The organism is Synechococcus sp. RC10B2, from assembly GCF_047502635.1.
Map to the genome: position 1 here is coordinate 15,665 of NZ_JANSHO010000053.1, position 12,514 is coordinate 28,178.

13 protein-coding genes are annotated in these 12,514 nt (G+C 64.0%); 2 read left to right on the top strand and 11 right to left on the bottom strand.

Annotation, left to right across the window (positions count from 1 at the left end; genetic code table 11):
* Nucleotides 1–17: 17 nt before the first annotated feature.
* A complete protein-coding gene (locus NW855_RS06495) occupies nt 18–1,556 on the top strand; it encodes a YifB family Mg chelatase-like AAA ATPase (RefSeq protein WP_414508547.1) in 1,539 nt (512 codons plus the stop codon).
* Between the two features lie 87 nt (nt 1,557–1,643).
* On the opposite strand, the gene NW855_RS06500 is transcribed toward NW855_RS06495, so the two are convergent.
* From NW855_RS06500 to rpmE, 11 genes are all read right to left on the bottom strand, one after another.
* Complete coding sequence (locus NW855_RS06500) at nt 1,644–3,731, bottom strand: hypothetical protein (protein ID WP_414508548.1); 2,088 nt, start codon at nt 3,729–3,731, stop codon at nt 1,644–1,646.
* Nucleotides 3,732–3,836: 105 nt separating this feature from the next.
* Nucleotides 3,837–4,691, bottom strand: coding sequence for a helix-turn-helix domain-containing protein (locus tag NW855_RS06505; RefSeq protein ID WP_414508549.1), 855 nt, complete (start codon nt 4,689–4,691; stop codon nt 3,837–3,839).
* 4 nt (nt 4,692–4,695) lie between these two features.
* Complete coding sequence (locus NW855_RS06510) at nt 4,696–5,094, bottom strand: exo-alpha-sialidase (protein ID WP_414508550.1); 399 nt, start codon at nt 5,092–5,094, stop codon at nt 4,696–4,698.
* Between the two features lie 107 nt (nt 5,095–5,201).
* Nucleotides 5,202–5,708, bottom strand: coding sequence for a hypothetical protein (locus tag NW855_RS06515; protein ID WP_414508551.1), 507 nt, complete (start codon nt 5,706–5,708; stop codon nt 5,202–5,204).
* A gap of 3 nt (nt 5,709–5,711) precedes the next feature.
* Nucleotides 5,712–7,205: a ThiF family adenylyltransferase gene (locus NW855_RS06520; protein WP_414508552.1), complete on the bottom strand. Its 1,494-nt coding sequence runs from the start codon at nt 7,203–7,205 to the stop codon at nt 5,712–5,714.
* Nucleotides 7,196–7,639: an E2/UBC family protein gene (locus NW855_RS06525; protein ID WP_414508553.1), complete on the bottom strand. Its 444-nt coding sequence runs from the start codon at nt 7,637–7,639 to the stop codon at nt 7,196–7,198. The genes NW855_RS06520 and NW855_RS06525 overlap by 10 nt, the downstream gene beginning before the upstream one ends.
* Nucleotides 7,640–7,642: 3 nt before the next feature.
* Complete coding sequence (locus tag NW855_RS06530; protein WP_414508554.1) at nt 7,643–7,834, bottom strand: hypothetical protein; 192 nt, start codon at nt 7,832–7,834, stop codon at nt 7,643–7,645.
* Between the two features lie 104 nt (nt 7,835–7,938).
* Entirely contained in the window at nt 7,939–9,564 is a 1,626-nt protein-coding gene (locus NW855_RS06535) for a hypothetical protein (protein ID WP_414508555.1), read from the bottom strand.
* A 160-nt stretch (nt 9,565–9,724) separates the two neighbouring features.
* A complete protein-coding gene (csx2, locus tag NW855_RS06540; protein WP_414508556.1) occupies nt 9,725–10,492 on the bottom strand; it encodes a TIGR02221 family CRISPR-associated protein in 768 nt (255 codons plus the stop codon).
* Nucleotides 10,461–11,420, bottom strand: a complete 960-nt coding sequence (locus tag NW855_RS06545) for a DUF1385 domain-containing protein (protein ID WP_414508557.1) — start codon at nt 11,418–11,420, stop codon at nt 10,461–10,463. Before NW855_RS06545 ends, csx2 begins: the two co-directional genes overlap by 32 nt.
* Nucleotides 11,420–11,638 carry a 50S ribosomal protein L31 gene (gene rpmE / locus NW855_RS06550; protein WP_414508558.1) on the bottom strand — a complete coding sequence of 73 codons (219 nt, stop codon included), beginning with the start codon at nt 11,636–11,638 and terminating at the stop codon, nt 11,420–11,422. The genes NW855_RS06545 and rpmE overlap by 1 nt, the downstream gene beginning before the upstream one ends.
* A 191-nt stretch (nt 11,639–11,829) precedes the next feature.
* On the opposite strand from rpmE, the gene NW855_RS06555 reads away from it, so the two are divergent.
* Nucleotides 11,830–12,462 carry a matrixin family metalloprotease gene (locus NW855_RS06555; RefSeq protein WP_414508559.1) on the top strand — a complete coding sequence of 211 codons (633 nt, stop codon included), beginning with the start codon at nt 11,830–11,832 and terminating at the stop codon, nt 12,460–12,462.
* Nucleotides 12,463–12,514 lie beyond the last annotated feature (52 nt).

Below are 12,514 nucleotides of genomic sequence, written 5' to 3' on the forward strand. Positions count from 1 at the left end.
CGAATCGGGGCGCGGCTATGTTCGCTCGTGTCGAAAGCGCGGCGCTGCACGGGATTGACGCTTTCACCGTGCAGATTGAGATTGACCTGCAGCAGGGCGCGCCCGTTTGGACGCTGGTCGGGCTGCCCGACACAGCGGTGCAGGAGTCGCGCGACCGCGTGCGCACGGCGATTCGCAACTCGGGACTCTATTTCCCGCTGCTCAAACTCACGGTGAACCTCGCGCCCGCCGATGTGCGCAAAGAGGGTCCCGCCTACGACCTGCCGATGGCGATTGGCATTCTGGCGGTGTCGGAGCAGGTTCCGTTAGACGCGCTGGAGGGGACGCTGATTGTGGGCGAGTTGTCGCTGGACGGCGGCGTGCGCGCGGTGAACGGCGTGCTGTCGATAGCGATGCACGCGCGCGAGTCGGGCAAGCGGCGGCTGATTGTGCCCCAAGCGAACGCGGCGGAGGCGGCGGTCGTCGGCGGCGTCGAGGTGTACGGCGTGGAGACGCTGCTGGACGCCGTGCAGCTGCTGATTAACCCCGCGCACAAGTCGCCCGTGCGCGTGGATGTGGACGCGCTGCTGCGCCAGCCCGCCGAGTACGAGGTGGACTTCGCGGAGATTCGTGGGCAGGAGCAAGCCAAGCGCGCGCTGGAGATTGCCGCTGCGGGCGGGCATAATGTGCTGCTGATTGGTCCGCCAGGGTCGGGCAAGACGATGCTGGCGCGCCGTCTGCCGACGATTCTGCCGCCCATGACGCTGGAGGAGGCGTTGCAGACGACGCGGCTGTATAGCGCGGCGGGGCTGCTGCCGCCCAAGACGGGGCTGATGACCACGCGCCCGTTCCGCTCGCCGCACCATACGACCTCCTACGCCGCGCTGGTGGGCGGGGGCAGCATCCCGCGTCCGGGCGAAATCTCGCTGGCGCACAACGGCGTGCTGTTTCTGGACGAGCTGCCCGAGTTCAAGCGCGATGTGCTGGAGGCGATGCGCCAGCCGCTGGAAGACGGCGTCGTGTCGGTCTCGCGCGTGCAGGCGGCGGTGCAGTTCCCCGCGCGCTGCATGCTCGTCGCGGCGATGAACCCGTGCCCGTGCGGGTTCTACGGCGACACGCACCAGACCTGCCAGTGCAGCCCGACGATGATCCGCAAGTACCTGCAGCGCATTTCGGGACCGCTGCTGGATCGCATCGACATCCACTTGGAAGTGCCGCGCCTCAAGCAGGACGAGTTGCTGACCTTGCAGGCGGGCGAGAGTTCGGCGGCGATTCGCGAGCGCGTGGTGCGCGCCCGCGAGCGGCAACTGCAACGGCTGCGCCCCTACGGAATTGTGTGCAACGCGCAGATGAGTTCGAAACTCGCGCGGGAACATTGCCCGATTGGGGAGGATGCGCGGGGGTATCTGCGCATGGCGGTGCAGCGGCTGGGGTTGAGCGCACGCGCCTACGACCGCATCCTCAAAATCGCACGCACCATCGCCGACTTAGAAGGCTCGGACGCGATTCAACTGCCCCACATCGCCGAAGCGGTGCAGTACCGCAGCGTCGACAGGCGGTTCTGGGGCGGGGGGTGAAGCACGCAGTCAACAACATATGGTTTCAACACGGCGCTGCGCCCTATGCCCCCCGAATGCGTGCAACTGCATGCATGGCAAGTGGTTTCAGCACCCCGTTCCAAAGTTGAACAGTACTATCAGCAAATCCGCATCGTCCACCACGCCGTCGTTGTTGAGATCTTCAAGTTCCGCAAGCGTCTGACCGAACGCCAGCAGCACCCGCAGGAGATCAGAATTATCCACACAGCCGTCGCCGTTCACATCACCAACCTGCCAGAAGGGATTGCGTGCGAGGACGATGGTTGCATCGCCGCGTCCGTAGGCAAAAGAGCGACTGTTCGGAGAAAACTGTATCGAGGGGACGCCAAAAACGGTTTCTTGGTTGTAAGTTCGCATGAGTGAGCCGTTTGAGACGCTCCATAGTCTGATTTCCGCGTTGCCGCTTGCCGAGGCAATCACTGTTCCATCGGGTGAGAACGCAACGCTATTGACCCACGATGTATGCCCGACGAGCGTGCTCGCAAGTCTACCGTCCGATACGCGCCAGAGTCGGACAGTTCCGTCGCTGCCGCCCGACGCGACCAAGCTTCCGTCGGGGGAAAAGGCGACGGTAAACACCCCGCTTGTGTGCCCCGTAAAGACACGCACCAGAGCCCCGTCGGAAGCGCGCCATACTCGGATAGTAGAGTCCATGCTGCCTGAGGCAATCAGGTTCCCGTCAGGAGAAAACGCGACGCTTCTGACGCCGTCTGTGTGTCCTCTAAGCGTGCGCAACATGGTTCCATCCGAGACACTCCATAACTTGACAAGAGCGTCGCCGCCGCCTGAGACAAGTCGGTTTCCGTCAGGAGAAAAACAGACGCCTCCAACCCAAGAAGAGTGTGCTGAAAGAGTGCGCACGCGCGAGCCATCTGACACGCGCGTGAAAATAATCCTTCCACTGTCATCACATGAGGCGAGCAGCTCTCCATTGGGCGAGAAGGCAACGCCTGTGACCCAAGAGGTGTGTTCGCGGAGGGTAAGCACAGGCATTCCATCCGACACGCGCCAGAGCCTGACCGTTTGATCGTCGCCCCCAGACGCAAGTAGCCTCCCGTCGGGTGCAAATGTGACCCCCCTCACCCATGAGGTGTGCCCCGTCACCGTGCGCGCCAGCACGCCATCGGAGACGCGCCAAAGATTAATCACGCTATCCTCACTGCCAGACACAATTAGACGCCCGTCGGGAGAGAACGCAACGCTTCTGACCCAGTGTGTATGTCCTGTGAGGGTGCGCAGGAGTGTTCCATCCGACACACGCCAGAGCCTGATGGTGCGATCGTAGCCACCTGATGCAACGATACTTCCGTCGGGCGAGAACGCGACGCTATGTATGGAGTCTGTGTTTCCCTCAAGCGTGCGCACGAGCGTGCCGTCCGACACGCGCCAGAGCTTGACACTCCTATCGTAGCCCCCAGAAGCCAGTACGCTGCCATCAGGTGAAAAGGCTACGCTGTGGGCAAGTTCGTTGAGCGTGCGCACGAGCGCGCCGTCGGACACACGCCACAGCCTGATGGTGTTATCACCAAACCAGCCTGCGGAGGCAAGCAGTTGCCCATCGGGTGAAAACGCCACAGCCGACACATGGCGTGTGTGCCCTGTGAGCGTATGCACGAGCGCGCCATCTGACACGCGCCAGAGCCTAATCGTATGGTCTTCACTTCCAGCCGCGACAAGAGCGCCGTCAGGGGCAAATGCTACACATCTGACGATAGAGGTGTATCCGCTAAAGGTGCGCACGAGCGAGCCATCCGAAACTCGCCACAGATCAACCGTGCCGTCGGCGTTCCCCGACACAATAAGGCTCCCATCGGGTGAAAACGCTACACTTCGTGCAACGGTTTGTCTTTTCAGAGTGCGCACAAGCGTTCCGTCCGACACGCGCCACAATTTCACAGTGCCCTCTGGGTTGGCTACAGACACAATCATTTGCCCATCGGGAGAAAACGCGACTTGGGTGATGCCCCAGCGGTGCCCCCCCCTCATCCAGACAATCTCTGGGCGTCCTTGCGCGTGGGCAGGCTGGGCTATCGGCAACACCCACAGTAGAGCAAGTAGCAACACGCTGCGCCACTGCCAGTAAATCGCTGTGTTTCTGAGCGTCCAGCATTGCGATGCGGATGTTTCAACCAACACGGCTCGAGAAGCACCCATGCTCGTACCTCCATTCGATAGCCCTACCAAAAGGGCAATTTATTGTACCTCAACCTCTATTGTTTCCCAGGACAGGCGCGTATTTTGCAGGTACTGTGGCTATGTTCACTTCAGCGACAGCTCCTCGACGCTTAGGCTGGGCGCGGCGCGGAAGGCGCGGGGCGTCTTGCCGAACCGCTCGCGGAACACGCGCGAGAAGTGGCTTAGGCTCAGGTAGCCCACCTCCAGCGCGATTTCGGAGACCGACAGGTTCGTGCTGACCAGCAGCGTCGCCGCGCGGCGCATGCGCAACTCGGTCAGGTACTCCGACGGCGAGCAGCCCATCGCGACGCGGAACAGCCGCTGACACTGGCGCGGGCTGACACAGAGTCGTTCGGAGACCTTCTGTAGCGCGTGCGGGTCGCTCAGGTGCTGCTGCAGGTACTCCAGCGCGTCGCGCAGGCGGGCGTCGTCTTGGGCAGCGACCACCTCTGGCTCCGCGAAGCACAAAAAGGCGACCAGCTCGCGCAACTTGCCCTCGTAGAACAGGCGCAGGCTGCCGACGGGCGGGGGCATCAGCAGCGCCTCGACCACGCCGTGCAGCAGCGGGTTGTCCACCAGCAGGTAGAGCGTGCGCGGGAACGGGGCGTCGCCGCGCACGAACGGCTGCAGCTCAGGCAGCACGCGCGCGCCGTCGGGCGCGAGCCAGCGGCGCAGGCACTCAGGCGACAGGCGCGCCACCAGATGGTGATGCAGGTAGCGCACATCGCTGCGCAGCGTGCGCGGGCAGACCAGATGCTCCGCGTCGGGCGGGCGCAGACTCAGCACGAACTCCGCCCAGTCCGTGTCGCTTTCGAACTCCTGCGCGGCGAGCGGGTCGTCCGAGTAGAAGCGTCGCTCGTAGACCAGCGCGTTCTCGCTTCGGTACAGCAGCCTCGCCCCTGCAGGCGCGTCCACAGGCGGCGGCAGCGTCGCATGCATCGCCCTATAGGATACCCGATGAGTCGCCCTGAAGCAACCACTCGCGATCGAAGCGCGCCCACTTGATCGCGCTGCGCTTGGGTCTGCCCTGCTCGTCGCGGGGCAGGTCGTCCCGTTCCAGCGCGTAGCTGTAGGTCACATGAATCGTCCCGTCGCGCGCCTGAATCGCGCACGGGTAGGCGTAGCGTCCGCGTCCCTCGGCGTCGCGCTCCAAGTGGCGAGCGATGCGCCAAGTGCGCCCCTCGTCGTCCGAGAGCCAGACGGCGAGTTGGTGGCGTCCCTGCTCGGTGTCGTTGCCGATGAGGAGCCACTGCGTCGGCGTGCGCCCAGAATCTGCACATCGTCCGCCGTGCGCTCGCCTGAACCGCTGAACCAGCACGCCAGCAGGTCGCCGTTGGGGCACTCCACGAGGCTGGAGGCGTGATTGTGCCAGCCGTTGAGCGGGAAAATCAGCTGCGCTTCGAACACGAGGCGATATTCGAGCCGCCGCCGACGGTTCCTGCACGGGCGCTACGAGTCGCGCTGACGCTGCTGGGCGCACGGCTCGTGAACCCAGCCCAGTCGGGGAACTTGTGTGATGCGCTCGCCGGGGTGGACGGGCTGCCCGCAGTGTCGACAAATGCCAGGGTAGCGTGCGACGATGGTGTAGGCGACCGCGGCGCGTTGCTGGCGGTTGCGGCAGTGGGCATGCACATACCGTCCCCACTGCGGGTGGCGCACGATGGGGTCGCCGACTTGGATTGGCTCGCCGCAGCCGGGGCACTGGCTCTCGAACCGCGCGTAGAGAACGGCGTCTGCCTCGCGCGGCAGCTCTTGGAGATACGCCCGCACGAGCTCGATGGGGTCTACCTCGTCGTCGGGTTCGGGGACATTCAGCGCGGCGCAAATGATTGCCTGCAGTCGCTGTGCCTGCTCTCGGACGACGGGCGGTGCTGCAGCAGCGGGGTCAGCCGCCGCCTCTGCGCGCGCCTGCTGATTCTGCAGCCATCGCCGATTGAACGGAATCGGTTTCGCCATCGGTTATCCCCCTCGTGGTGTCGGGATGGGTTTGCTTTTCGGGGCGCGTCGGGGCGCAAGGTAGCCCATCAGCCCGTACAGCCCCTGCCCCAGCAGGCTGTCGGGGTGCGCCGCGCAGAGCAGACAGTTCGGGTTGCGCTCGGCGCGCGCGGGAAACACATGCTGCCCCGGCAGGTCGTAATACACATACGGCTGCACGGGCGCGCAGTGCGTCACTAATTTTACCAGCTCCCACACCAGCAGGTTCCCGACGACGCCGTTGAGGAACACCACCTGCGGGTTGGGTATCGCTTCGCCCTGAATGTAGCCCCCGCGAATGGAGAGTTCGCGCTGGTGGGGCGTGAGTTGTTCTTCGACGCTTTGGCGGATGCCGCGCTCGGTGCAGGCGAGGCACGCGGTCGCGCCAGGGATGATGACCTGCACCTGTCCGCCGCCTTGCGCGAGGCGTCCGTTCTCGCTGCGGACGCCGACGCCCGCATCGAGGTAGGGGATCAGCGCGCACATCGCGACGGTGTTGAGGTACTGGCGTGCGACCGCGCTGTCCACTGCGCCGACGATGAGGTCGCAGCTGAGCAGGTGCGCCAGCGCCTCGCGTGTGCGCACATCCAGCGGCAGCGGGGCAACGGTGCGACGCCCAGGCGGGCGCGCACGGTTAAGCCGCTGCGCCAACGCGCGCGCCTTGCGCCAGCCGCGCAACGCCTGCGCATAACTCGCGCCCACCACACGGTTCAGGTTGCTCAGCTCCAGTCGGTCGGGGTCAATCAGCAGCAGGTGTCCGACGCCGAGTAGCGCGAGCGCGTTGGCGATTTGCGAGCCGAGCCCGCCCGCGCCGACCACCGCCACGCGCAGATGGCTGAGCATCGCCTGACCCTCCAGCCCGAACGCGCGTACCTGACGGTCGTACACCGCCAGCGCCGTGCGCGTCCAGTCGGGGGGCTGGCAGTCTGTGCCGTACAGCGTGCGCGGGGGCGTCTCCAGCACCTGCAGGCGCGTGATGGTCGCCATCGCCTCGCGCGTGTAGTCCCAGAAGCGACCCTCGAAGCTCATATCGCAGCCAAACACGAGGCTGCCGTGCCGAAACGGGGGCGACATCGACTGCGTGGTCTGGAACTTCTGCAGGTCGCTGCGGTCGTCGACGCCCGAAAAGCGCGGCAGCGTCGTCCACGGGTGCGTGTGCGCGTCCAGTAGCGCGTAGCCCTCGCGGGCGCAGCGTACCAGCAGCGCGTGCACGAACTCAGGGCGCGTCTCCACGAGGCTTGCTGAACGCTGCGCATACGCCTCGTCGGGCACGGGCACGACCTCCCGCGCCAGAAACACCACGCGCCCGCTGCTCTCCAGCGTGCGGCACAGCACGAAGCACTTCGTCTCGCGGCTAAGATCCGCCAGCAGCGTCGCCCGCAGCTGCTCCCAGACTGCCTGCGGGAAGCGCACCTCGCCCGTCATCGGCGAGTAGTCCAGCGTCACGGTCGTTGGCGCATGGTTCGGGTTCACTTCCACCGCTCGAACGCCTCCTTGATGAGTTCGCACACACTTAGCAGCGAGTGCCCCTGCAGCGGGTCAGCGGCGGGCTGCCAGTCGTAGATGTGCAGGCAGCAGCCCGTCCAGCCGCGCATCTGCGGCGGGGCGTCCTCGAACCACTCCTCGTTCGGGTCGAAGCTGAGGTCGTCATAGAACACATGGTCAGGCTCGTCGCCGTTTTCGAGCAGCAGTTCCGCATCCACATAGAACCAGTCGGGCGGCGTCTGCGGGTAGTTGCCAGGCAGCAGGATCAGCACATCGGTGTGCGTGTAGTTGTATCCCGCTGGCAGTGGGAAGTCCTTGATGATGACCCAGCTCCCCGCCTCGTCGTCGTAGTGGGCGCTGCGCGTCGCGGAGTAGCGGACGGCAGCCAGCGCGACTTCCGTCATGATGCGCTGTAGCCGCGCGTTCATCGGTTAGCGTGCGCCGTCTTCCCAGCGCGGCAGCCGCTCGATGGAGGGCACGCGCTCCAGCACCTCGTCGGGCGTCGGCAACGGCTGATCGAGAACCATCGGGTCGTTCTCCGTCTGCGGCAGAACGGGCTTGAGGGTAATCTCGAACTCCGTGTCGTTCACCCGAACTTTTTCCTTGACAGCAGTATTGGTCATACTATACCCCCTGAGCGTGTGATAGCCAATTATACTCCATGCGCCCTGCAAAAGTTTCAAGGGTTTGGGCGCAGAATCGGCGATTTGGGTCGGGATTTGGCGGTTTATCTTGCGAGGCGTATGGCTTCAATGGCGCCGTTGCGGTAGATGATGATCAGCGTTGGCTGCCCGTTGCGCCGCGCGGGAAACGCCGCCACAATCGGCTCGCCCGTCAGCAGCGGCGTGTACCGCCACTGCCCGTCGCGGAACTGCGCGACGCCCCCGCCCGCGGCGTGGCTGAGCACATACTCCTCGCTGCCGTCCGAGTCGTAGTCGCCGAACCAGACGACGCGCCCATCGAGGGCGAGGACTGCCCATCGCGCGGGGTCAGCCGCCGCGTCGCCGTCGGGGATTCCTGCCAGCACGGTCGCCGTCTGCAGTATGGACGGCGCTTCCGAGAGAAGCGTTGCGGGGGCTTCGGTATCAGACCCGCCGACGCGATACCCTCGGCGCAGCTCATGGGTTGTGTTCGCTGCGAGGGTGCGCTTGCCGCGCATCAGCCACTCTGCGTCCGCGAGGCGACTTAGGTCTGTGCGATGCTCGCCCGATTGCTCCACCAGCGCGCCGTTGGCGTAGCGCCAGACTGTCCAGCGCGCACGGTTGCCCGACTCGACAGTGTTCGTGATGAGTTCGTCGCGCCCGTCGCCGTCCACATCCATTGCCTCCAGCGCAAGGTAGTATTCCTTCGGAAGGCTATGCGTGAGGATTGTATGCAGTTTCCCGTCTTTGAGGTGGTACACTGTAATTTCGAACAGGGTGTTCGCTGGGGTTCCGCTCTGTCGGGCGTAGATGATTTCCTGCGGGGCAGCGCCGTCCAGCTCGGCGACGAGCCACTGCTCGCCTGCTGTGAACGGATGCGGGAACGGTATCTGCTTGCCGCGGGAGAGGCGTATTGTGCGCTGCAGCACATCGAACTGTTCGGGTTTGCCGTCCCCGTCGCCGTCGGGCAGCGGCACAGTCGGGCGCGGAGGCTGGTACAGAAACACAGCAGGCGTGCTAATCTGCAACTGTCCTGATGGTTGGCGGTGTTTTAGAGAGACTTGGTCTTGCAACTGCGCAATTACTGAACTTGGATCAGGTACAGGCTCTGCCAACGGTTGCCAGCGCCCCTCTGGGGTTAGACGGAACGCCGTCGGGCGCGGGGCAAGGTGTACCAGCAGCGTTTCAGGCACGCCGTCGCCGTCTGCATCGAATACCGTGGCAATTGGAAACCGCTCGGTGCGCACATCACCTATCGCTGTTAGAGCGAAGGCGTTCCCTTCGCGGCGCAGGCGCGTCAGGCGTTGGGTGGTCGCGTCCCAGCCCATCACCTCGCGCTGCAGGATGGGTTGCGTGGGGCGTTTGCTTTCGTAGGCAGGGAAAGGCGTGTAGGTATATTCACAAAACACCGCGATTGGCAGCGTCTCGAACTTGCCGTGCAGGTCGCTCCAAAGCGCGGCGTCGCCCTGCCGTGTGCTGAGCCGTTGGCGCACGGCGACCACCTCGTGGTTGCCGTCGTCGTCCAGGTCTACGGGGAACGCCGCGACGACCTCGCGTGCGCCTGGCGGCGTGGGGAACTGCCCCAGCGACTCGCGCACGAGGTTCGGCACATGCGGCGGCTCCCGACGCGCCGCGCGGGTCATCACCAGCACCAGCGCAACCCCAAACGCAAACAGACCCACCAACGCCCAAATCACTCTCTGGTAGCGCATGCAACTCACCCGCCTATAGGTTCGCGCGCGTGGGGGAGGTTCCTGCAAGTTGGGACGCTGAAGTTGCAGTGTGAACGCTATGACTCGCTCTGACTGCTCATGAAGTTCCTCACTGTCTGGCTCGCTTTCTTGTAGAACGCTTGAAGCTCCTCATCCGACTCTAACGCCTTTTGTGTTGCCCCGTCAGGCGGCTGGCTTGCGTGGACAATCGTGTTGCGCACACTGCGAAGAGTCTTGAGAACGCCCGTCGTATTTGGATGTATTCCAGCAGCTCAGGGAACAGGTCTAACTTTAGCACGCGCTTATCCATGTCCAACGCGCCGTAGTAGAGTTCGACGCCTGAGAGGTTTTTCAGCATGCCCAGCAGCACCACCATCGGCGCGAGCAACATCGGCTGGTGGCGGAAGCCGTGCGTGGTGTCCAGCACCAGCTCACTGCCTTCGAGAACCTCTTGGCTCAGTACGCGCCACATCTGCAGCTGCGAGGTCGGCGCTTCGCACCAGCCCACCAGCTGGCACTTGACCACCATCGGGCGCAAACGCTCCGAGAGCGCGTCGCCCCACTCATCCAGCAGCGGCTGGGTCAGTTGCCCGATGCCCGTGGCGCAGGGTGATTGCTCCTCCGCTTTCACGGCGTCGCGAATTTTTTCGTAAACCTGATTCAGGGCGCTGTCCCGTTGGTCTTCGGGAACTGCTTCCAGCAGCGCGTCCCAGTTCGACTGCGGGCTGCCCAGCACCAGCCACTTATCAATGGATCTACGCAGGTGCGCTTCGTAGTAGGTCAGCAGTGCAAGCCCAAAGACCGAGATTGGCGGGCTTTGCCACCCGTCTGGGAAGGTATACTGCGTTGTCCTGTAGCCGCTGGACGAGCCGCCTGATTGCCCCTTCCCAATAAAGCTAACCAGCACTCGCGGCTTCGGTGGGTTCATCGGCGGGTTCCTCCGCCGTTAGTGTACCCTCTTCCAGCGCGCGCACTTTCTGCAGGGCAGCGACGGCGACTTCGATTTGGTCGTCGGTCGGCTCGCGCGTGGTTAGGTACTGCGTCCACAGCCCCGGCGCCAGCAGCACCCGCGCCAGAAAGCCGCTTTTGAACATCCCCGCCAGCCGAATAATCTCGTAGGTGACGCTGGCAATCACGGGCAGCAGCGCGAGATGCATCGGAATCCGAATATACGCAGGCGGTCGCCCCAGAAACGCGAACACGAAGATGCTCAGAATTAGCACCAGCAGCACGAAGCTGGTGCCGCAGCGCGGGTGCAGGCGCGTTTGACGGCGCGCCGCCTCCACCGACACGACGCCCTCCTCCTCCAGCGCGTTGATGGCTTTATGCTCCGCGCCGTGATACTGAAACACGCGCCGAATGTCGGGCATCAGCCCAATCAGCCCCACATAGAGCAGGAAAATCGCGATTCGCAGCCCGCCGTCGACCATGTTGCGTGCGATGGCGCCCCAGCCCTCGCGCGCGAGCCAATCGGTCAGCAGCGTCGGCAACACGAAAAACAGAAACATCCCGATAGCGAACCCGCCCAGCGCGGACGTGCCAATTGCAATATCCTGCACGGGCTTGGACATCGGCTTGATGTCGGGGTCGTGCTGAATCTGTACCTGGCTGGAGAAGTGAAGCGACTTGATGCCCAGCGCGAGCGAGTCGATGAGCATAAAAATCCCGCGCAGCAGCGGGCGGTTCAGGAACTGCAACTTGCCGAGGAGGGTCTTCTCGATGGGTTCGGCATGCACAATCATCCCGCCGTCGGGCTTGCGGCAGGCGACGGCGAAATAGCGGGGGCTGCGCATCATCACGCCCTCGATGACCGCCTGCCCCCCATAACGCCAGTACGCGGGTCGTTGTGCGCTCATTAGCGGTTGCCGTAGTTTTGGTACTTGCGCTTGAAGCGCTCCACGCGCCCTTCGGTGTCGACCACGCGGCGGCTGCTGCCCTCGCCCGTGAACACGGGATGGCACGCCGCGCACACCTCGACGCGAATCTCCTCTTTGGTGGAGAGCGTCTCAAAGCTGTTGCCGCACGCGCAGCGCACCGTCGCGACGACATATTTCGGGTGGATGCCTGTCTTCATCGGTTATCGCCTCCAAAATCGGGGTAAATTATACCATGCGGGGCGCGAGCCGATGGGTAGGTTTCCCCCTGCCCGCAGGGGGAAACCTGCAGGAGGAGGTCGTTGCCTCGTAAAACCCGAAACGCCCAAGCGAAAAGCGGAGAGTGACTATGAATCGAAGGCTGATGCTTGGGGTGGTCGTTGCGTTGGGTGTGTCGTCGCTTGCAGGGTGCGGGGGCGGCGGCGCAACTTCGGGCGAGCAGCGCGTCTGCTCGGCGGATACCTTCACGCCCAACTATGTGCCGCTGCTGGAGCGACTGCTGTATTGGGAGCGGTTCCCTGTGACGGTCTACTTCGAGCGCGACGCGAACTACTCAGACTACTACCGCACGCTCGCGCGGCAGGGCTTCGACCAGTGGGTGGAGGCGACGGGCGGTGTAGTGCGCTACCGCGAGGTCAACGCGCCCGACGGTGCGCAGATACGGGTCGTGTTCAAACACAACACGCGCAACGGGCTGACGACCTATACCTACTATCCCAGCAGCGGGCGATTGATTAGCGCGAAGGTGGAAATCGGCGTGCAGGGCAACAATCCGATCGACATCCGCAGCGTCGCTGCGCACGAGTTCGGACACGCGATTGGCATCGGCGGACACAGCCAGAACCCCGACGATATGATGTACCCGAACTTCGTGTCGAATGTGCCCCTGCAAATCACGCCGAGCGACCTGAACACTGTGAAGACCGCGTACTGCAACTACTTTATCGGGCGCACGCGCGTTGCGCCGCCGCCTGTTGACGAACAGCCTGTGCAAGTCACCATTCGCTGTGGGCACGACCACTGACGGTATACTACGGCTGTGAGCGGGCTAACGCCTGAGTATCGCGCGACGGTAG